Source organism: Nocardioides sp. Z21_20, assembly GCF_059766585.1.
Map to the genome: position 1 here is coordinate 362,594 of NZ_JCBAJX010000001.1, position 18,595 is coordinate 381,188.

Consider the following 18,595-nt stretch of genomic DNA (forward strand, 5'->3'; position numbering starts at 1 on the left):
CTAACCTTCCTTCGCGCGCCTCGGATGGGCGCGCCGGCCGCATCACCCCTCAACCCATCCCCTCAGAGAGTCATGCCCTGATGTCCCTTGGACGCCCTCGTTCCTCACCGCTCCTGCTCACCCTCGCCCTCGCCGTCGCCCTGGCCGGCCTGCTCACGCCGGCACCGGCCTCCGCCCGGCCGGACAACGGCGTACGCATCCGCACCGTCGACCGCACGGTCGGCGACGACCGCCAGGTGAGCGTGGCCCTGCGCTGCGCCGGCAAGCGGGTCTGCGCCGGCACCGCCCGCCTCACCTCGAAGAGCACCACCGGCCAGCGCTCGACCGCGACGCGGCGCTTCACCGTGCGCGCGGGCCGCACCGCGTCGGTCACCCTGCGCCTGCGCCCCGGCCAGCTCGCCCGGCTGACCAAGAGCGGCAGCCTGCGCGCCACGCTCAAGGTGCGCCAGCAGCGGCCAGCGGCGCGCACCCTGACCCGGGTGGTGACGCTGACCCGCGCCAGCACGCCCCAGCCGACGCCCCAGCCCGAGCCCCAGCGCGAGTACTCCATCGCCTACCGCGAGCGGAACTGGACGCCCACCGCGTACGACACCTGCACCGCCGAGCTGCACGCCAGCTACCAGGCCGTCGGCCCGGACCAGAAGATCTACCCGACCTGGCACCCGGCCCAGGTCGTGGACCCGGCCACCGGTGAGCTCTGCACGTTCGGCCACGAGCACGGTACGGACCCGGCCACCTCCGACATCTATGACTGGGTCACGGACTTCTACGCCCCCGAGGGCGGCACCACGGCCAAGGGCCTGCCCTTCGGCTACGTGAGCGAGGCGCTCGCCGACTACGGCCACCACCACGCGGGCATGGCCATGCGCCACGAGGACAACGGCGGCCACAAGGTCTTCGTCGCCAACGACGTCAAGCTGCTCACCGCCGAGCGGGACTGGCTGCTCGACCCCGCCGGCAAGCCGGTGGTCTGCGACTACCTGATCAAGCAACACCAGGGCAGCTGGAGCCCGGACGCGACCAGCAACAACGCCCACGAGTCGTTCTTCGCCACCCGCTGCACCGACGGCACCGAGCTGATCTCGACCGGGCTGACCCGCTTCGGTGACCCCAACGAGTTCCACCGCTCGTGCGCGCCGGCCACCGCGGTGACCACCGTCGGGTCCAAGCTGCCGGACGGCACCGGCGGACGCCGGATCATCCCCGACGCCGGCTGCGTCACCGCCCACGCCACCGGCGAGACGGCCACCCAGTGGGGCATCTACGAGCTGTGGGAGTCGAGCACCCAGATCACCGCGGCCGACGGCACCGTGCTCGCCTTCCACGACCCGTGGTTCGGCGTGCGCAACCCCAGCCGCTACTACGACCCGGCGCTCAGCACGGCGACCTCCAACGGCGTCGCGCGGACCCTCGACCTGGCCTGGGGCGCCAACCCGGCGACCGCCCACCCCTGGAGCCTGGTCGGCGACCAGGAGCCGTTCGACTGGCGCGACCCGCGCTCGCCGTTCTCCGGCTCCCAGCGCGACTTCTACCTCAACCAGGCCTACGTCTCGGCCTCGGTGAGCACGCCCCGGCTCTACACCGACCCGTACGGCGCCAACGCGACCACCACGCCGGGTCATGGCCTGATCGCCCAGCACCTGGTCCCCGGCACCGCCACCGGAACCGGCACGACGCTGGCGTCGCAGAAGCTCGACGCGAACGCCGACCACGCCAAGGCTGCCGACGGCACCTCCAACGGCGTCCACGCCCCCAACTGACCCCGAACGGAACACCTGTGAGCACCACTCCCCCCTCCGTGCGCCGCGCCAGCCTGCTGGCGGTCGGTGCCCTGACCGCGGCCACGCTCGTGTCGTGGCCCGCCCAGGCGGCCCCCTCCGCCGCCGGGACTCCCCTGCCCGTCACCGAGGTCACCTGGGCCGGCGAGACCGGCGGCACCTTCGGCACCGCGCTCAGCCGTACCGCCTGCGACGTCAACGGCGACAACCGCGACGACGTCATCGTCGGCGACTGGGGCTGGGACCGCCCCGGCTACGTCGACACCGGCGCCGGCTACGTCCTGCTCGGCGGCGACGAGCTGACCGGCGGCGACGTGGCCGACTACGACGCCGCCCGCACCCGCCGCATCGACGGGCCGTCGCTCGAGGTCACCGGCGGCGCCTGGGTCGGCTGGTCGGCCTCCTGCCTCGGCGACGTCAACGGCGACGGGATCGAGGACTTCGCGCTCGGCTCCGGCAGCCGCAACTACCAGTCGGTGCACGTGATCCTGGGCGACCGGGACCTGCAGAGCATCGACCTCGACCACCTCGGCGCCCGCGGCTTCGTGATCAAGGACCCCGGCGCCGCGCTCAAGACCGACGCGCAGGGCCAGCCGGTGCTGGACGGAGCCAGCGACAACTTCGGGTTCGCCGTCGGCGCGGTCGGCGACCTCGACGACGACGGGCTGGACGACATCGGCATCGTCGACCTGCTCGCCGACCGCGATGGCCGCGCCAACTCCGGGCGGGTCTGGGTCGTGGCCGGCAGCAAGAGCGTGCGCAACGTGGACGTCTCCACCGACGCCGCGCGGGTGCTGTTCACCGTCGACGGCGCGGCCGCCAACAACCGGCTGGGCTCGGTCGCCGCGGGCGGCGACGTGAACGGCGACGGGGTCGACGACTTCGTGATGTCGAGCTACACCGCCACGCCCTGGGGCGCGAGTGCCCCCGTGGCCGGCGCGGCGTACGTCGTCTTCGGCGGCGCCGAGGCGGCGCGGCAGGTCGACCTGGCCGACCTCGGCGAGGGCGGCTTCGAGATCCGCGGCCCGGCGCGCGGACGTGACCGGCTGGGCGTCTCGGTCGCGCCGGCCGGCGACGTCGACGGCGACGGCCTGGCCGACGTGGTCGTGGGCGCCGACGGCGTCTCCACCGCGGGCGCCCCGCGCTCGGGAGGAGCCGCGGTGGTGCTCGGCGCGCGGTCGACGGCCACCGTGCTGGTCGACCCGGCCGCGGCCGGCGCCACGGTCTTCACCTGCGCCGACGGCGCGAGCGAGCCGACCTGCGCGGGCTCCAGCGCGAGCCGGCGCGGCTACTGGATCGACGGCGCGAGCGACGGCGACAAGGCCGGCTTCACGGTCGGCTCGATCGCCGACGTCACCGGCGACGACGCTCCCGAGATCCTGATCGGCGCCCAGAGCGGCAGCCAGGGCACCTGGCTGGTGCACGGCTCGGCCACCACCGACCGGGTCAGCCTGGCGTCCTTGCCGGCTGAGGCCGGCCAGCTCCTCGGCGAGGGCCGGCCCTCCGCCCTCGGCGCGGCCGGAGACCTCGACGGCAACGGCACCGACGACGTCGTCGCCGGGGGCGGCAACGCCGTCTCGGCCTACCTGCTGGGCGCTGCGAAGACCGCCCCCGAGCCGGCGGCCCCCACGGTGGCCCCCACGGTGGCGCTGAGCCGCACCGAGGTCGGCTACGGCGGCGCCGCGGTCACGGCCACGGTGCGCGTGGACCACACCCTCACCGGTGACGTCGAGGTCCTCGTCGACGGGCGCAGCGTGGCGCGCGCGACGGTGCAGCACGGCAGCGCCACCGTGGCGCTGCCCCGGCGCCTGGCGGTGGGCCGGCACCGGGTGAGCGCCCGCTACCTGGGCGACGCGGAGCGCGAGCCGAGCGCCCCGTCGGCCGCGATCGTGCTGCGGGTGCGCAAGGCCGCGCTGGCCGGCACCCCGCGGGTCACCGTGCGCCGCGGCACGCCCGCCGTCGTGCGGGTCGTCCTGGGCCGGCTGGACAACGGCGGGCAGGCCGCCGGCCGGGTCCGGATCAAGGTCGGCGCGGTGAAGCGGGTCGTCCGGGTGACCACCGCCGCCCGAGGCCGGGTGCGGGTGACCTGGCCGCGCCGGGTGCGCACCGGCGCCGTGGTGCGGGTCCGCTACCTCGGCTCGCCCACCACCGCCCCCTCCCCGACCGTCACCCTGCGCGCCCGCTAACCCGGCCGCCCCCCTTACCGGCGGGTAACTGGAGGATCGCACTCACCTGGTGCGTGGGAACCTCCAGTTACCCGCTGGTTCGTTTCCGGGTGAGGGCGGTGAGGCGGTTGTTGAGGTAGCGCTGCTCGGGCCGACTGCGGGTGAGGCCGGCCGCCCGGCGGTAGGCAGCCGGCGCCGCCGGGTCGCCGGCGAGCTCCAGCAGGTGCGCGTGCACGGCGTGCAGCCGGTGGTGGCCCTTCAGGGCCGGGTCGGCGAGCAGCGGGCCGACCATCTCCAGGCCGGCCTCGGGCCCGCGCACCATCGCCACCGCCACGGCCCGGTTCAGAGTCACCACCGGCCCGGGCGCCAGGTCGTGCAGCCGGGCGTAGAGCAGCGCGATCTGCGGCCAGTCCGTCACGTCGTACGTCGGGGCCTCGGCGTGCACGGCCGCGATGGCTGCCTGCAGCTGGTAGGGCCCGAGGTGGCCGCGCGGGAGGGTGGCCTCGAGCAGGGCCACCCCCTCGGCGATCAGGTCGCGGTCCCAGCGGCCGCGGTCCTGCTCCGCCAGCGGCACCAGGTCACCGCGCGCGTCGACCCGCGCGGACGCCCGCGCCTGGGTGAGCAGCATCAGCGCGAGGGCTCCGGCGGCCTCGGCGTGGCCGGGGATCGCGCGCAGCACCAGCCGGGTGAGCCGGATCGCCTCGCCCGAGAGGTCGACGTCGACGAGCGCGCCGCCGGAGGTGCGCGTGTAGCCCTCGTTGAAGGTCAGGTAGCAGGCGTCCAGCGCCGCCGCGACCCGGGCCGGGAGCTCGGCGTCGTCGGGCAGCTCGAACCGGGCGCCGTGCGCACGCAGCGTGGCTCGGGCCCGGGTGAGCCGCTGGGTCATCGTGCGCGCCGGGACGAGGTAGGCCGCGGCGATCTCCTCGACGCCGAGTCCGGCCACCGAGCGCAGCGTCAGCGCGACCTGCGACGCACGGCTCAGCGCCGGGTGGCAGCACAGCAGGATCAGCCGCAGCGAGTCGTCCGCCTCGCTGGCAGGCGCCCGTGGAGCAGGCACGGCCAGGGCGGCGGCGCGCTGCTCGCGGCGCGTGCGCGCGGTCTCGGCGCGGACCCGGTCGACCAGGCGGCGGGAGGCGACGCGGATCAGCCATCCCCGGGGGTCTCGCGGCACGCCGGTGGCCGGCCACTGGACGAGGGCGGCCTCGACCGCCTCGCCGACGGCGTCCTCGCAGTCAGCGAGGTCGCCGTGGCGGCGCAGCAGCGCGGCGAGGACGTGCGGCGACTCGGCTCGCCACACGCCCTCGACGCGAGTGCGGCTCACCCCTCGTCGCCCCCGGGCCACATCGTCGGGCGCAGCTCGACGGTCTCACCGGGTCCGGAGAAGGCGGCCGCGACCTCCTCGGCGCGCGCCTGGCTCTCGACGTCGATGAGGAAGAAGCCGGCCAGGTGCTCCTTGGTCTCGGAGTAGGGCCCGTCGGTGGCCAGTGGGCCGTCGTCGCCCCAGCGGTAGAGCCGGGCCGCGGCGGCGTCGCCGAGCGCCTCGCCGCCGACGAGCTCGCCGTTCTCCTGCAGGCGGGTGAGCTCGGCCTCGAAGGCGTCGTCGAGGCGCTTGCGCTCCTCGGCGGGCAGTGCCTGGAGCTCGGCGACGTAGTCCCCGGTGGGGTGTCCCCAGGGCTGGGGGTGGGAGTGGATCAGCAGGACGTACTTCATGGCCTCGTGCTCCTCACGGTCCGCGACGGGTCCGTCCCGCCGTCACCGGTACGTCGGAACCGGAACCGCCGATGTCGACATCACCCGGCCACCCTCGCAGGCTCAGCCGGTACGGCGGGCGAGAAGCGTGGAGTCCGCGATGTCGACGTGGACGCCGTCGCGCACCGTCGAGCGGGGCCGCTGCTCGACCACCAGCACCTCGAAGTCGTCGGGCAGGGCCCCGAGCAGGTCCTCGGCGAGGAACATCGCGCGATGCTGGCTGGCGCTGAGGTGGGTGAACTCCTCGGAGGGGGCGTGGCCCACCACCAGCAGGTGCCCGCCGGGCGCCACCGCCTCGGTCAGCCGCCGCGTCACCTCGACCATGCCGCCGTCCGGCGGGTGCAGGAAGTGGGTGGTGACCAGGTCGAAGGTGCGCCCGCCCGCCTCGAACGTGCGGGCGTCGACCTGCCACCAGTCGGTGCGGTCGGCGACGCCGGCCTCCTCGGCGTGCCGGGCGGCGCGGGCCAGGCCGTTGGCGGAGAAGTCGGCGCCGGTGACCTGCCAGCCGTGCTGGGCCAGCCAGATCACGTCGCCGCCCTCACCGCAGCCGACGTCGAGCGCGGTGCCCGGGGACAGCGCGGAGACCTCGGCGACCAGCTGCGGGTTGGGGTTGCCGCTCCAGATCTTCTCCTCGCCGGTGTAGCGCTCCTCCCAGCCCTCGGGCTCGAAGAAGGCGGCGGCCTGGTCCTCGTGCTGGTGCTCGTGCTGGTCCTGGTTCTGGTGCTCGTGCTGGTGCTCGCTCATCGGGGGTACCTCTCGTTCGTCCTCGACATCATCGATGCCGCTGCCTCCAGCCTGAGGGGACGGCGCCGGATCGGGAAGTTCGGGTCTGCCGGTTCGGCAAACCGGGCCGGCTCAGGTGCGGCTGACCAACAGGTAGCGCTCGTCCTGGATGTCCCTGCCCCAGTAGACCCGCTCGGGCAGGTGGCGCAACGTCACCTCCCCGCGCACGCTGCGCACGACGTCCTCCGCCTGGGCGGCGCTCAGTCCGGCGCCGGTGCCCCAGCGTCCCTCGACGAGCAGCAGCATCCCGTCCGGGCGGAGCAGGCCGACCCAGCGGGCCACGGCGTCCGCCGGGTCGGGCATCGCCCACAGCACGTGCCGGCTCAGCACCACGTCGTACGCCTCGGGCTCGAGGGGCGGCGCCGCGGCGTCGCCGAGGGTGAACGCCGCCTCCGGCACCTTGGCCCGGGCCCGGCTGAGCATCGCGGGCGAGAAGTCGACGCCGTCCACGTCGTACCCCGCGTCGGCGAGCAGCCGGGTCAGCGTCCCGGTGCCGCAACCGAGGTCGGCGACGCGCGCCGGGGCGGCCGGCAGCACCCCGAGCAGCAGCTCACGCCAGGCCCGGCGGGTGCGCGGGTCCGCCAAGCCGTGGTCCGCCTCGTCGTCGAAGCAGGCGGCCTCTCGGTCCCAGAGCTCGCGCGTCATGGCGACACCGTAGGAGGCGGCGCCGACGCCGCGCGCGGGCACACGCTGCTGGGGCTGCTGGGGCCTGCGGTTTCACGAGTTAACTCGTGAAACCCGCGCTTCCCACATGAAGGAACGCGTGGGAAGTGCGGGTTTCGCGTGGCCAGTCCCCTGCGACGCCACCTCGTACGGCGGGAGCCGAGCGGCGCGGGAATTACCCCTGGGGGGTATCCGTTGGACGGTCATGAAGCCGACGGACCACCGGCACCACCACAGCCCGCACGGCGCCCACGACCACGCGGCGATGAGCTCGCGCGCGATGGCGCTGAGCGCGACGCTGCACTGCCTGACGGGCTGTGCGATCGGGGAGATCGCGGGCCTGATGATCGGCACCGCGATCGGGCTGAGCGCCGGGTGGACGATCGTGCTCGCCGTCGGCCTGGCGTTCCTCTTCGGCTACGGGTTGTCCACCCTGCCGCTGCTCAAGGCCGGCCTCGGCCTCACCAGCGCGCTCACCCTCGTGCTGGCCGCCGACACCCTCTCCATCGCCACCATGGAGGTCGTCGACAACGCGGTGATGGCGCTGATCCCCGGGGCGATGGACGCCGGCCTGGTCAACGTCGTGTTCTGGGTCGCGATGATGATCGCCCTCGCCGTGGCGTTCCTCGCGGCCTATCCGGTCAACCGCTACCTGCTGGCACGCGGCAAGGGGCACGCGCTCACGCACGGACTCCAGGCCACGAGCACCGAGCCCACCGGCGCCCGCCGGTTGATCCCGACCCTGCCCACCTCCACCCTGGTCGCGCTCATCGTCGCCTTCATGGTGGGCGGCCTGGTCGTCGCCACCGCCGCAGAGCTCGGCGCCGACGGGGATCGCGACACCGGGGACGACGGCGGGCACGCGCAGTCGTCACTCGTCGCCTGAGCGCGACGCCCTCACCACGCGGGCGGTCCTGCGCACGTTCGTCGCCCGGTCAGCTCCACGGGTCGAAGGCACCACCCGGCTTGCCGATCCCCCGCTCGCGCACCTTGTTCGAGTGCTTCTCCAGGGCGTCGCTGACACCGGTGTCGGCCTCGCCGATGTCCTTGATGCCGAGGTCGAGGGACTTGGCGGCGTACTTGGTCTCGGTCCCCAGGTTGCCCAGCAGCTCCTGGAGCAGCCAGCGCAGCTCGTGGAACTGGGCGCTCGGTCCGGACGTCCCGCCGTAACCCAGGGAGTCGTCGCGCTGCAGAGCACTCAGCTGCGAGACGTCCCAGAGGTCGTTCTTGGCGGCGAGCAGCTCCTCGGCCACGTTGGGCAGGTAGGTGCCGGTGATCTCCAGGGCCAGGACCTTGTCGACCCGGATCTCACCGAGGTCGCTGCCGTCGTCGATGTCCATGATCGGCGGCCGGCTCAGGTCGTAGGAGGCCTTCTGGGCCTCGATCTGCTGCTGGTTGGTGGTCAGGTTGGTCGAGAGGCTGCGCTCCTCGGTGGTGATCTCGGTGTTGAGCTGGCTCAGCGCCTTCTCGTAGGCACCGAGGACCGAGTCGTAGTCGTCGGCGGGCGACTTCGTCGTGCTCTTCGGGCTGGGGACCCCCTCGTCGAGGATCTTCAGCCCGAGGCCGGCCACCTCCATGGCGGCCTTGGCGCCGCCCGAGGCGAAGATCGTCGCCCCGGCCACGGCGTACCCCCCGACCTTGAGGACCACGTCCCAGTCGACTCCGCCGCCCTCGGCGATGCTGCGGCAGCTGTCGCGCGCGGCAGCCACGATGCTCGCCACCGACTCCTCGGCGCCACGCCAGATCTTCTCCTCGGCGGCCAGGAAGCCGCCGAGGATCACCGTGACGGCGTGCAGACCGCCGGTCGCGCGCCCGAGCTGCGACATGAAGTTGGCCTTGAAGGCCGTGATCATGCCCCCGGCCATCGCATCGGAGTTCTCGAGGGCGAGGTTGAGGTTGCCCGCGATCGTCCCGCCGCCCGTGACGGTCCCGTTGGCGCCCACGCCCCCGACGGACAGACGCCCGTTGACCAACCGCATGCTCTCCACGAGGCTCGCGATGCCGTCGGGGTCGGCGAGGTCGCGCCAGGGCTCGATGGCGTCGTCGATGCGCGAGCGGATCGTGTCGAAGGCCCCCTGCCACTTGGCATCCTGACCCTCGTCGCCGATGTCGAAGAAGCCGTTCCAGTCCCAGTCCCCGCCCCCGCTGCCGTCGGCTCCCGGGCGGGTGACGTCGTAGGAGTTGCTGGACGAGCTCATGTTGTACTTGCCGTCGCGCAGGTCCCAGCCCTGCCCGACCATGTAGGCGTCGATGGCGGCGCGTTTGAGCTCTCCGACGAGGGTGTCGAGGTTGGCGTAGCTGGCAGCGGTCATGTGAGGTCCATCCGTGAGGTTGGCGGTCTCCTGCCCCACCGGGGCGTCTCCAAACGCCACGTTTCCTCCTGCGGCCGCAGGGTAGACACAGGCAGTGAACCTCTGGTGGAGCTGGGCTCTCGTTGTCGGGCTGCTGATCAGTGCGGCGTTCGGCACGTGGGCGGCCCGCCGCGGCCCCCGGTCCCGGCTCCTGCTGGTCCCCTGGCTCCTGACGGGGCTCGCCGTGGTAGCGCTCGCCTTCCTCACCTGGGACGAGCTCACCACCTCCGAGGGCGAGCTGGCGGACGCCGTCGAGCGGGTCGCCGACCGGCTCGACGGAGAGACCTTCGTGCTGCCGGCGCTGGAGCTGCGCCGTCAGGTGGGGGCCGAGCTCGGCCACCCGGTCGACCTGGCCGCACGCGTCGACACCGGCCCCAACACCGCCGAGCGGCAGGAGACGGCGTACGACGTCACGCTGCGCGCCCGGGACGGCGGCCCCACCATGTGCCTCGCCGTGGTGGTCACGCGTGAGGAGGACGGTGCCCAGAGGATGGCCGTGCGGGCCACCGACGGGCGGTGCACGGCGAGCTGAGCGCCACGGTGGCCGCCCGCGGGCCTCAGCCGAGGAGCACTACCCGCAGCCGCGCCGCACCGCCCGGATCATCCGCCGTACGGCGAGCACGTGGCCGCCGGTCCCCACCACGAGGCTGCGGTACAGGCGGCCGCGCCGGCCCGGGAAGGCCGCGTAGGACCGCACGCTCAGCGTCGTGGCGCCGCCCACCTCGTCGTCGACCGCGAAGAGCAGGCGGTAGCGGGCGAAGCGGTGCTCACCGACAAGCGCGACCTGCCGACCCTCCACCTCGCCGTCCAGGGCGAACCCCGAACGCGGGACCGTGCCCAGCACCCGGCCCAGAACGGCATGCTCGGACGCCGCCAGGGAGACGGCGAACGCGCGGACCGACGCCCACACGAGCGGTCGCGGGGCCCGGATCGTCGCCCGGTGCTCATCGAGGAGCGTCAGCACGACCACAGTCAAACAGGAGTTGTGGATCGTGGTGCACGACGACCTCAGTCTCCGAGTCCGGTGATCCGACGCAGCTCGGCGAGGTGGGCGTCCAGTGCCGTCCGACCGGTGTCGGTGAGGCTCAGCCACGTCCGCGCCCGGCCTTGCCGCTTCTCCTTGTGGGGGCGCACGTAGTCGGCGTCCACGAGGACCTTGACGTGCTTGCTGACGACGTAGTCGCTGACGCCGAGCGTCTCCTGCACGGTGACGAAGTCGACGGAATCCACCTCGGCCAGCAGCGCACAGATGTGCAGCCTGTTGCGGGCATGGATCACCTCGTCGAACTTGGGAGCGTTGCTCACGCCTGAGCACTCCCGACGGGGAACTCCCCACGAACAAGACGCCGGTCGGTCCACTGCTCGTAGAGGTAGGTGAAGACGGCCCCTACCCCGGCACCAGCCAGTGGCGCCAGGTCGATGTTGGCGAAGGCCTGGAGGGATACGCAGGCCACCAGCAAGGCGATCAACGCCATCGAAGGAAGCGTCCACCCGTTGCTGTAGCGGTCGAGGGAGGCGCCCGTGCTGCGCTTGAGGAGCTCTCGCAAGAGCACCGGCCCCACCGCGACGGCGAGCACCACCAGAAAGACACCGGTGCCGAAGGAGCCGAAGGACCCGCTCGCGTACGGCATGCCCGCGCCGGCGAAGAGGGCAGCCACGATCAGGGCCGCCACGACCTTGTACCACCACGGCGTGGCCAGCCGCCGGCCGAAACGAGCCCGGACGTCGTCCAGGTCCCGGAGGTCTCGTCGAGCCCCCTCCACATCACCTCTCGCACGGGCAGAGTCGGGGTCGCCCGGTCCGAAATCGTTGGTTGCCATATAGGCAAGTTAGCCTCCACTTGCCCACATGGCAAGCATCACGGCGGGCCCCCGCGGCTCGACGGCAGCGCGGCAGGCGCCGCCCCCGCTCAGTGCGCCATGTCCACGAACCGGCTGTAGTGACCCTGGAAGGCCACCACGATGTCGCGGGTCGGGCCGTTACGGTGCTTGGCCACGATCAGGTCGGCCTCGCCCGGGCGGGTCGACTCCTTCTCGTAGACGTCGTCGCGGTGCAGCAGGATCACCATGTCGGCGTCCTGCTCGATCGAGCCGGACTCACGCAGGTCGGCGACCATCGGGCGCTTGTCGGCGCGCTGCTCGGCACCACGGTTGAGCTGGGACAGCGCGATGACCGGGATCTCGAGCTCCTTGGCGAGCAGCTTGATCTGCCGGGAGAACTCCGAGACCTCGAGCTGGCGCGACTCGACCTTCTTGCCCGAGCTCATCAGCTGCAGGTAGTCGATCACCATCAGCTTCAGGTCGTGCTTCTGCTTGAGCCGGCGCGCCTTGGCCCGGATCTCCATCATCGTCATGTTGGGGCTGTCGTCGATGAACATCGGCGCCGAGGAGACCTCGCCCATCTTGCGCGCGAGCTTGGCCCAGTCGTCGTCGTTCATGTTGCCGTTGCGGATGTGGTTCAGCGGGACCTTGGCCTCCGCCGAGAGCAGCCGCATGGTGATCTCCGAGCGTGTCATCTCCAGGCTGAAGAAGGCGCTGGTCATGTTGTTGTGGATCGACGCCGCCCGGCACAGGTCCAGAGCGAGCGTCGACTTCCCCATCGCGGGACGAGCCGCGACGATGATCATCTGCCCCGAGTGCAGGCCGTTGGTCAGCTCGTCGAGGTCGGCGAAGCCGGTCGGCACGCCGTAGACGCCGCCGTCACGGTTGGAGATCGCCTCGATCTCGTCGAGGACGCCTTCCATGATGTCCGAGAGCGGCGCGTAGTCCTCCGAGGAGCGCTTCTCGGTGATCCGGAAGACCTCGGCCTGGGCCTGGTCGACGACGTCGTCGACCTGCCCCTCCCCGGCGTAGCCGATCTGCACGATCTTGGTGCCCGCGTCGACCAGGCGGCGCAGGATCGCCTTCTCGCGGACGATCTCGGCGTAGTAGCCGGCGTTGGCCGCGATCGGGACGTTGGCCGAGAGCGTGTGCAGGTACGGCGCGCCGCCGATGCGCTGCAGCTCCCCGCGACGCTGGAGCTCGGCCGCGACGGTGACCGGGTCGGCCGGCTCGCTGCGGCCGTAGAGGTCGACGATCGCGTCGTGGATGATCTCGTGCGCCGGGCGGTAGAAGTCGGTGCCGCGCAGCACCTCGCTGACGTCGGCGATCGCGTCCTTGCTGAGCAGCATCGAGCCCAGCACGCTCTGCTCGGCGGCGTTGTCCTGCGGCGGGGTGCGATCCATGCCGCCGCGGCGCGGGGAGTCGCCCGGCTCGAAGGCCGCCGGGCCGTCTCCCCAGTCCTCCATGGGAGGCTCCTGCAGACCGCGCGTGTCGTGCTCGGTCGTGCTCATGCGAAGCCTCCTGCTGGGGGGTGAAGCGTATGGCGAGGCGCCCGGATCGGGTCGTCACCGGACGCTAGCCGGGGCCGCCGACACACCTCGGCTCCGCCTGACGGCACCCACTGGATGCTCGGACGCTACGGGGTCGCGGACCCCCAGCAAAAGGGGCTTATCCACAGGTCCTGTGGATAAGTACCGGTTGCCCGTGGACGACACGCGGCGAAGTGTGCACAGCCTGGGGAGCTTCCTGTGGACAACTTCGCGGCAACCATCGCAGACACCGCTCTGACCTGCGGAAACACCGGGTTTGGGCTGTGGAGCAAAAGAATTTGCTGCCGAGTGGGATTCCTCTCCCCAACACGCCCGCGACACGCCGAACGCGGGTGGTCGACGGCTGGTGCGCGTCGGAAATTCCACAGGAAGGGGTCAGTTACACACAGGCTCCGGTTTTGTCCAGAGGACAGAGGCAACTCGGATACTTGCCCCTTACAGTGTCTAGACTGCTGACCATGACTTCGGCGTCCCCTCCGGTCGACCGGGAGATCCTCAGGCTTGCGGTGCCGGCCTTCCTGGCCCTGGTCGCCGAGCCGCTCTTCCTGCTCGCCGACGCCGCGATCGTCGGCCACCTCGGCACCGCCGAGCTGGCCGGGCTCGGGGTCGCCGGGGTCGTGCTGCAGACCGTGGTCGGGCTGTGCGTGTTCCTGGCCTACGGCACCACGGCCTCAGTGGCCCGCCACCTGGGCGCCGGCGACCGGCGGCGCGCGCTGGCCCAGGGGATCGACGGAGTCTGGCTGGCCATCGCGATCGGCGTCGTCGCCACCGTCCTCGGGGTCCTGCTGACCGGCCCCCTGGTCGGACTCTTCGGCACCGGAGCCGTCGTCGAGGACCACGCCACCACCTACCTGCGCATCGCCTTCCTCGGCACCACGCCCCTGCTGGTGATGCTCGCCTCCACCGGCGTGCTGCGCGGCCTGCAAGACACCCGCACCCCGCTGGTCGTCGCCGTGGTCGGCAACGTCCTCAACGTCCTGCTCAACCTCCTGCTGGTGTACGGCGCGGGACCGGTCCCCGCCCTGGGCCTGGCGGGCTCCGCCTGGGGCTCGGTGATCGCCCAGCTGGTCAGCGCCGCCCTCCTGGTCGGCGTCGTGGTGGCCGGCGCGCGCCGCGAGGGGGCCTCGCTGCGCCCGGACCTGCCCGGCATCCGCGCCGCCGCGCACGCCGCCGTCGCCCTGGTGGTGCGCACCCTCACCCTGCGCGCCGCCCTGCTCGTGACGACGTACGCCGTGACGCTGCTGGCCGTCGGGGACGCCGCGGGCGAGCAGGACGCCGTCGACCTGGCCACCCACCAGCTGGCGATGACCCTGTGGACCTTCCTGGCGTTCGTGCTGGACGCCATCGCGATCGCCGCCCAGGCACTCACCGGGCGAGCCCTCGGCGCCGGGGACACCGCGGGGACCCGGGCCCTCACCCGGCGGATGGTGCAGTGGGGAGTGGCCGGCGGCGTGCTGACCGGGCTCCTGCTCGCCGCCCTGAGCCCCGTGCTGGGCCAGCTGTTCACCTCCGACCCGGCCGTGCGCGACCTGCTGGTACCGGTCCTGGTGGTCGCCGCCCTGGCCCAGCCGATCGCCGGCGTCGTGTTCGTCCTCGACGGCGTGCTGATCGGCGCCGGGGACGGTGCCTACCTCGCCTGGGGCGGCCTGCTGGTACTGCTCGTCTACGCGCCGGTCGCGCTGCTGACCGCCGGCGCGCTCGGGCACCTCGTCTGGCTCTGGGCGGCCTTCGGCCTGGTCTTCATGGGGATGCGCTGCGTGGTGCTGGTGCATCGGGCCCGCGGCGACGTCTGGATGGTCACCGGCGCGTGAGCCCCGGGCCAGCCGGGCCGGTGGTCCCTCTAGGGTGACGGCGTGAAGCCCCTGCAGAGCCTCGGGATGGGGCTGCTCATCGTCCTGCTCGTCGCCCGCCAGGGCGGCTACGACCTGCTCTACGACCCGGCCGGCTGGCTCCTGGTGCTGCTCGGTGTCCGTGACCTGCCGGCGCGCACCGAGCGCCGCCGTACGCTGCTGGCGGCCGGCGCCCTCGCCGGCGTGGTCGCCGCGGTGGTCTGGTTCCCCGGCGTGCAGGACTCGATCGCGGCCGCCGACGCCTCGCTCAACTGGGCGCTCAACCTGCCGCAACTGGTCTTCGTGCTCCTGCTGTGCCGCGAGCTGAGGCACCTCGCGGGCGAGGAGGACCCCTCCGCCCGCACCTGGGCGGCGCTGCTGGCCGGCACCCAGGTGGTGCTGATCGTCCTCCCCGTCCTCGTCGAGGTGACCGGGTCGGGCGACCTCGAGACCGCCGCCTACGCGGGCAGTGGGCTCGCGCTGCTGGTCCTCGTGGTGCTCACCCTGGTCTGGGCGGAGCGCCCCTGGGCGAGCAGGTGTGAGGTCGCCGCAGACGGGACAGGCTGAGCGAATGACGTCTCTCGGGCAACGTGCGCACGGCGCCGCGCCCGAGGGTGAGCGGACGCGCCTCCATCAGCTCCTCAGCCTGCTCGACGCGGTGCTCGAGCGTCGTGGGGCCGAGTGGGCGCCGGGCGCCACCGAGGCTGCCGCGGACCCGCACTGGTGCGCCGGCCTGTCGCGCCTGGCGCAGGTCTTCGCGCTGGACTGGTACGCCGCGGCGCAGCGCCCCGAGCAGCTGCCCCCGCCCGGCGACCTCGTCGCGCACTGGCTGGTCCGCGGGGCCTGGGCGCACGGACGTGCCGGGGTACTGGACGACGCGACCTCGCCCGCGGATCCGCTGGCCGGCCTCGGCGAGGCCCTGCCGGCCCTGGCCGGCTCCGGCGACGCGCTGGCCCGGTTCGTCTGCTACCAGCTGCTCGAGGCCGCCCTCACCGCCAACGACCTGGTGCTGGCCCAGCGGATCGCGGGCTCCCTGGACCTCACCCGCTGGCGGGGTCCTCACCTGCTGACCCGTGAGGACGGCAGCGCCCACCCGTACTGGACCGTGATGGTGTGCTCCCTGGTGCGACTGCTGGCCTCCCTGGGCCGCATCGACGAGGCGATGGGACACCTCGCCGCGCTCACCGACCTCCCGGGTCCCGCCTCGGCGCGCCTGCACCTGCAGGGCACCCGCTGCTTCGTGTGGGGCAACCGGGCGGAGAGGGCGCCGCTGAGCGAGCTGGCGGCGCGCATCGAGCGCGAGCTGCCCGTCCCCCGCGACCTGGTCACCATCCGGGCCTACCTGCTGAGCGCCTACGGGATGGCCTGGTCCTCCGACGTGGAGCGCGCCGCCCGCCTGGTCCTGCTGGCCGGGCGGGGAGGCGATCTGCGCGCACTGCCCGTCCTGGACCGCGCCCTGGCGCTGGAGGTCCTCAGCACCGCTGCCCAGGCCGCCGGGGACCTCGACGCGGCCGAGGCCTGGATCGACCAGCTGGCCCCGCTGCACGCCTCTCCGATCTCCGACTCCATCGCCGCGCGGGCGGTCTGCCGCCTCGCGATCGCCCGAGGTCAGGTCGAGGAGGCCGACGCGTGGGCCGAGCTCGCCCTGGCCCAGGCCCAGGAGGCGGGCCGCGAGCTGGAGGTCACCGGGGCACGGCTGCTGCTCTCCCGCGTGCGGATCGCCCAGGCGAGGCCCGGCGAGGCGACCCGGGACCTGCAGCGCACGGTCGAGCTGGCGCAGACCCGCGGGCACCTCGCGGTCCAGCGTCGTGCCGCCCGTGAGCTCAAGCAGATCGGCCGGCGACTCGCGCCGCTGGCGGGCAGCGGGTGGCACGGCCTGTCCCCACGCGAGCAGCAGGTCGCCACGCTGATAGCCCAGGGGCTGACCAACCGCGCCATCGCGCAGCGGCTGTTCCTCTCCGAGCACACGGTGCGCATCCACGTCTCCCGGGTCCTCACCGCGTTCGGGGTGGCCTCGCGCACCAAGGTCGCGGCCCTGGCCGCGCCACCCGAACAGCCACCTCCCGCGCTCACCGAGCGTCAGCGGGCCGTGGCCGTGCTGGTCGCGCGCGGTCGGACCAACGCCGAGATCGCCGCCGAGCTGGGCGTCAGCATCGGCACGGTCGAGAAGCACGTGGGCGACGTGCTGCGCCGCTGGGCGCTCTCCTCGCGGGCCGGGATCGCCGCACTCATCGAGTCGGCGACGGCGACGGCGACGGCGACGGCGACGGCGACGGAATAAGCCGGATCCCTACTCCCCGCCAGAGCCGAGATCACAGAAACTCTGCTCTGGGCGCGTTTGCCCGGCTGTGATGCGCCCGCACATCAGGGGCTTGGCCGGGAAATGGTGAAGGGCCACACCTCCACGGGGGAGGTGTGGCCCTTCATCTGTCCTACTGAGCTGACAGACGCTGGATCAGGCGGCGACGACGGAGAGGTTCACCGTGGCGGCGACCTCGTCGTGCAGCTTGACCGTCACGGTGTGAGCACCGAGGGTCTTGATCGGGTTCTTCACCGCGATCGTGCGCTTGTCGACGGTCTCGCCCGACGCCTCGCTGAGGGCCGAGGCGATCTCCGCGACGGTGACGGCGCCGAAGAGGCGCCCGCCCTCGCCGGCCCGGACCTTCACGGCAACCGTGGAGGCCTCGAGCTTCGACTTGATCTGGGCGGCGTGCTCGGTGTCGCGGACCGCACGCGTGGCGCGCGCAGCCTTGATGGACTCGATGGTCTTCTCGCCACCACGGGTCCATCGGATCGCCACGCCACGCGGGACGAGGTAGTTACGGCCGTAGCCGTCCTTGACCTCGACCACGTCGCCGGCGGCGCCGAGGCCGGACACTTCCTGGGTCAGGATGAGCTTCATGTTCTCGCTCCTTCTCAGCGACCGGTGGAGGTGTACGGAAGCAGGGCGACCTCGCGGGCGTTCTTGACCGCGATGGCCACGTCGCGCTGGTGCTGGACGCAGTTGCCGGTCACCCGACGGGCGCGGATCTTGCCGCGGTCCGAGATGAACTTGCGGAGCAGGGTGGTGTCCTTGTAGTCGACACCGGTCGCCTTCTCCTTGCAGAACTGGCAAACCTTCTTCTTAGGCTTGCGAATCACTGCCTTGGCCATTGTGGTGCTCCTTTACATGAGCCCGGCTCGCGCCGGAATGGTTGAGGGATTCGGATGGGAGGTGCTGGTGGATCAGAAGGGAGGCTCGTCGGAGCCGCCACCGGGGGCGCCCCACGGGTCCGCAGCGGGCGAGCCGCCACCGGATCCGCCGTACCCGCCACCCTGCTGGGGGGCCGGTGCGGGCGTGGCCCACGGGTCGTCGCCGCCGGACTGAGCCGGGGCTCCGCCCTGGGCGCCGCCGGAGTAGCCGCCGCCACCCCCGCCGCCGCCGGAGTAGCCCCCGCCGCCACCGCCGGAGCGCTGGGCACGGGTCACCTTGGCGGTGGCGTACTTCAGGGACGGACCGACCTCTTCGACCTCGATCTCGAAGACGGTGCGCTTCTCGCCCTCGCGGGTCTCGTAGGTGCGAGCCTTCAGGCGACCCTGGACCACGACACGCATGCCGCGCTGCAGGGACTCGGCGACGTTCTCCGCGGCCTGACGCCAGACCGAGCAGGAGAGGAACAGCGCGTCCCCGTCCTTCCACTCGTTGGTCTGCTTGTCGAACGTCCGCGGCGTCGAGGCGATCCGGAAGTTCGCCACGGCCGCACCCGAGGGGGTGAAGCGCAGCTCCGGGTCGTCCACGAGGTTGCCGACCACCGTGATGACGGTCTCGCCTGCCATGAGGTCTCCCTAGCTTGTAACTGTGAGGTGTGCGTGAGGTGTCGGCACCATCGTTGCCGCTGGCGCCGACACTGCACAGGGGTCATCCACA

The 18,595-nt window shown here is 72.7% G+C and carries 19 protein-coding genes; 7 read left to right on the forward strand and 12 right to left on the reverse strand.

What is annotated here, in order from left to right; translation table 11 throughout:
• Positions 1-80: 80 nt before the first annotated feature.
• Both AC6EH9_RS01810 and AC6EH9_RS01815 read left to right on the forward strand, forming a co-directional pair.
• A complete protein-coding gene (locus AC6EH9_RS01810; RefSeq protein WP_498419972.1) occupies positions 81-1,760 on the forward strand; it encodes a hypothetical protein in 1,680 nt (559 codons plus the stop codon).
• Between the two features lie 17 nt (positions 1,761-1,777).
• On the forward strand, positions 1,778-3,964 hold the full coding sequence (locus AC6EH9_RS01815) for an Ig-like domain repeat protein (protein ID WP_498419974.1): 2,187 nt from the start codon (positions 1,778-1,780) through the stop codon (positions 3,962-3,964).
• Positions 3,965-4,031: 67 nt separating this feature from the next.
• On the opposite strand, the gene AC6EH9_RS01820 is transcribed toward AC6EH9_RS01815, so the two are convergent.
• From AC6EH9_RS01820 to AC6EH9_RS01835, 4 genes are all read right to left on the reverse strand, one after another.
• Entirely contained in the window at positions 4,032-5,264 is a 1,233-nt protein-coding gene (locus AC6EH9_RS01820; protein ID WP_498419976.1) for an RNA polymerase sigma factor, read from the reverse strand.
• Positions 5,261-5,653 carry a YciI family protein gene (locus AC6EH9_RS01825; RefSeq protein WP_498419978.1) on the reverse strand — a complete coding sequence of 131 codons (393 nt, stop codon included), beginning with the start codon at positions 5,651-5,653 and terminating at the stop codon, positions 5,261-5,263. The genes AC6EH9_RS01820 and AC6EH9_RS01825 overlap by 4 nt, the downstream gene beginning before the upstream one ends.
• A gap of 102 nt (positions 5,654-5,755) precedes the next feature.
• On the reverse strand, positions 5,756-6,436 hold the full coding sequence (locus AC6EH9_RS01830; RefSeq protein ID WP_498419980.1) for a class I SAM-dependent methyltransferase: 681 nt from the start codon (positions 6,434-6,436) through the stop codon (positions 5,756-5,758).
• Positions 6,437-6,547: 111 nt separating this feature from the next.
• The gene (locus tag AC6EH9_RS01835; RefSeq protein WP_498419981.1) at positions 6,548-7,120 is read right to left on the reverse strand and encodes a class I SAM-dependent methyltransferase; all 573 of its coding nucleotides are present in this window, start codon (positions 7,118-7,120) and stop codon (positions 6,548-6,550) included.
• 223 nt (positions 7,121-7,343) lie between these two features.
• Here AC6EH9_RS01835 and AC6EH9_RS01840 point away from each other — a divergent pair, with 223 nt between their 5' ends.
• The gene (locus tag AC6EH9_RS01840) at positions 7,344-8,024 is read left to right on the forward strand and encodes a DUF4396 domain-containing protein (protein WP_498419983.1); all 681 of its coding nucleotides are present in this window, start codon (positions 7,344-7,346) and stop codon (positions 8,022-8,024) included.
• Between the two features lie 49 nt (positions 8,025-8,073).
• On the opposite strand, the gene AC6EH9_RS01845 is transcribed toward AC6EH9_RS01840, so the two are convergent.
• Positions 8,074-9,450, reverse strand: a complete 1,377-nt coding sequence (locus AC6EH9_RS01845) for a hypothetical protein (RefSeq protein ID WP_498419985.1) — start codon at positions 9,448-9,450, stop codon at positions 8,074-8,076.
• 94 nt (positions 9,451-9,544) lie between these two features.
• On the opposite strand from AC6EH9_RS01845, the gene AC6EH9_RS01850 reads away from it, so the two are divergent.
• Positions 9,545-10,021, forward strand: coding sequence for a hypothetical protein (locus AC6EH9_RS01850; protein WP_498419987.1), 477 nt, complete (start codon positions 9,545-9,547; stop codon positions 10,019-10,021).
• 39 nt (positions 10,022-10,060) lie between these two features.
• On the opposite strand, the gene AC6EH9_RS01855 is transcribed toward AC6EH9_RS01850, so the two are convergent.
• The 4 genes from AC6EH9_RS01855 to dnaB form a co-directional block, all read right to left on the reverse strand.
• Positions 10,061-10,453 (reverse strand): hypothetical protein, encoded by a 393-nt coding sequence (locus tag AC6EH9_RS01855; RefSeq protein WP_498419989.1) that lies wholly within the window; start codon positions 10,451-10,453, stop codon positions 10,061-10,063.
• Between the two features lie 44 nt (positions 10,454-10,497).
• Complete coding sequence (locus AC6EH9_RS01860) at positions 10,498-10,794, reverse strand: transcriptional regulator (RefSeq protein WP_498419991.1); 297 nt, start codon at positions 10,792-10,794, stop codon at positions 10,498-10,500.
• A complete protein-coding gene (locus tag AC6EH9_RS01865) occupies positions 10,791-11,309 on the reverse strand; it encodes a hypothetical protein (RefSeq protein ID WP_498419992.1) in 519 nt (172 codons plus the stop codon). The genes AC6EH9_RS01860 and AC6EH9_RS01865 overlap by 4 nt, the downstream gene beginning before the upstream one ends.
• A gap of 89 nt (positions 11,310-11,398) precedes the next feature.
• The gene (gene dnaB, locus AC6EH9_RS01870; RefSeq protein WP_498420605.1) at positions 11,399-12,775 is read right to left on the reverse strand and encodes a replicative DNA helicase; all 1,377 of its coding nucleotides are present in this window, start codon (positions 12,773-12,775) and stop codon (positions 11,399-11,401) included.
• Between the two features lie 542 nt (positions 12,776-13,317).
• Here dnaB and AC6EH9_RS01875 point away from each other — a divergent pair.
• From AC6EH9_RS01875 to AC6EH9_RS01885, 3 genes are read left to right on the forward strand one after another with little or no spacing between them, the layout of a single operon-like run.
• On the forward strand, positions 13,318-14,670 hold the full coding sequence (locus AC6EH9_RS01875; RefSeq protein ID WP_498419994.1) for an MATE family efflux transporter: 1,353 nt from the start codon (positions 13,318-13,320) through the stop codon (positions 14,668-14,670).
• 42 nt (positions 14,671-14,712) lie between these two features.
• Positions 14,713-15,255 carry a hypothetical protein gene (locus tag AC6EH9_RS01880; protein WP_498419995.1) on the forward strand — a complete coding sequence of 181 codons (543 nt, stop codon included), beginning with the start codon at positions 14,713-14,715 and terminating at the stop codon, positions 15,253-15,255.
• A gap of 4 nt (positions 15,256-15,259) precedes the next feature.
• Complete coding sequence (locus AC6EH9_RS01885) at positions 15,260-16,969, forward strand: LuxR C-terminal-related transcriptional regulator (protein WP_498419997.1); 1,710 nt, start codon at positions 15,260-15,262, stop codon at positions 16,967-16,969.
• 174 nt (positions 16,970-17,143) lie between these two features.
• Here the strand turns inward: AC6EH9_RS01885 and rplI are convergent, their stop codons facing one another.
• From rplI to AC6EH9_RS01900, 3 genes are all read right to left on the reverse strand, one after another.
• Positions 17,144-17,590 (reverse strand): 50S ribosomal protein L9, encoded by a 447-nt coding sequence (gene rplI / locus AC6EH9_RS01890; RefSeq protein ID WP_498419999.1) that lies wholly within the window; start codon positions 17,588-17,590, stop codon positions 17,144-17,146.
• A gap of 14 nt (positions 17,591-17,604) precedes the next feature.
• Positions 17,605-17,841 (reverse strand): 30S ribosomal protein S18, encoded by a 237-nt coding sequence (gene rpsR / locus AC6EH9_RS01895; RefSeq protein ID WP_017933521.1) that lies wholly within the window; start codon positions 17,839-17,841, stop codon positions 17,605-17,607.
• Positions 17,842-17,913: 72 nt separating this feature from the next.
• The gene (locus AC6EH9_RS01900) at positions 17,914-18,504 is read right to left on the reverse strand and encodes a single-stranded DNA-binding protein (RefSeq protein WP_498420000.1); all 591 of its coding nucleotides are present in this window, start codon (positions 18,502-18,504) and stop codon (positions 17,914-17,916) included.
• Positions 18,505-18,595: the final 91 nt, after the last annotated feature.

Bases quoted from the DNA above. Each gene is read 5' to 3' on its own strand.
- AC6EH9_RS01845 (WP_498419985.1), bottom strand. From the start codon at position 9,450: ATGACCGCTGCCAGCTACGCCAACCTCGACACCCTCGTCGGAGAGCTC.
- AC6EH9_RS01840 (WP_498419983.1), top strand. From the start codon at position 7,344: ATGAAGCCGACGGACCACCGGCACCACCACAGCCCGCACGGCGCCCAC.
- AC6EH9_RS01885 (WP_498419997.1), top strand. From the start codon at position 15,260: ATGACGTCTCTCGGGCAACGTGCGCACGGCGCCGCGCCCGAGGGTGAG.
- rplI (WP_498419999.1), bottom strand. From the start codon at position 17,590: ATGAAGCTCATCCTGACCCAGGAAGTGTCCGGCCTCGGCGCCGCCGGC.
- AC6EH9_RS01810 (WP_498419972.1), top strand. From the start codon at position 81: ATGTCCCTTGGACGCCCTCGTTCCTCACCGCTCCTGCTCACCCTCGCC.
- AC6EH9_RS01900 (WP_498420000.1), bottom strand. From the start codon at position 18,504: ATGGCAGGCGAGACCGTCATCACGGTGGTCGGCAACCTCGTGGACGAC.
- AC6EH9_RS01875 (WP_498419994.1), top strand. From the start codon at position 13,318: ATGACTTCGGCGTCCCCTCCGGTCGACCGGGAGATCCTCAGGCTTGCG.
- AC6EH9_RS01825 (WP_498419978.1), bottom strand. From the start codon at position 5,653: ATGAAGTACGTCCTGCTGATCCACTCCCACCCCCAGCCCTGGGGACAC.
- AC6EH9_RS01865 (WP_498419992.1), bottom strand. From the start codon at position 11,309: ATGGCAACCAACGATTTCGGACCGGGCGACCCCGACTCTGCCCGTGCG.
- AC6EH9_RS01835 (WP_498419981.1), bottom strand. From the start codon at position 7,120: ATGACGCGCGAGCTCTGGGACCGAGAGGCCGCCTGCTTCGACGACGAG.
- rpsR (WP_017933521.1), bottom strand. From the start codon at position 17,841: ATGGCCAAGGCAGTGATTCGCAAGCCTAAGAAGAAGGTTTGCCAGTTC.
- AC6EH9_RS01830 (WP_498419980.1), bottom strand. From the start codon at position 6,436: ATGAGCGAGCACCAGCACGAGCACCAGAACCAGGACCAGCACGAGCAC.
- dnaB (WP_498420605.1), bottom strand. From the start codon at position 12,775: ATGGAGGACTGGGGAGACGGCCCGGCGGCCTTCGAGCCGGGCGACTCC.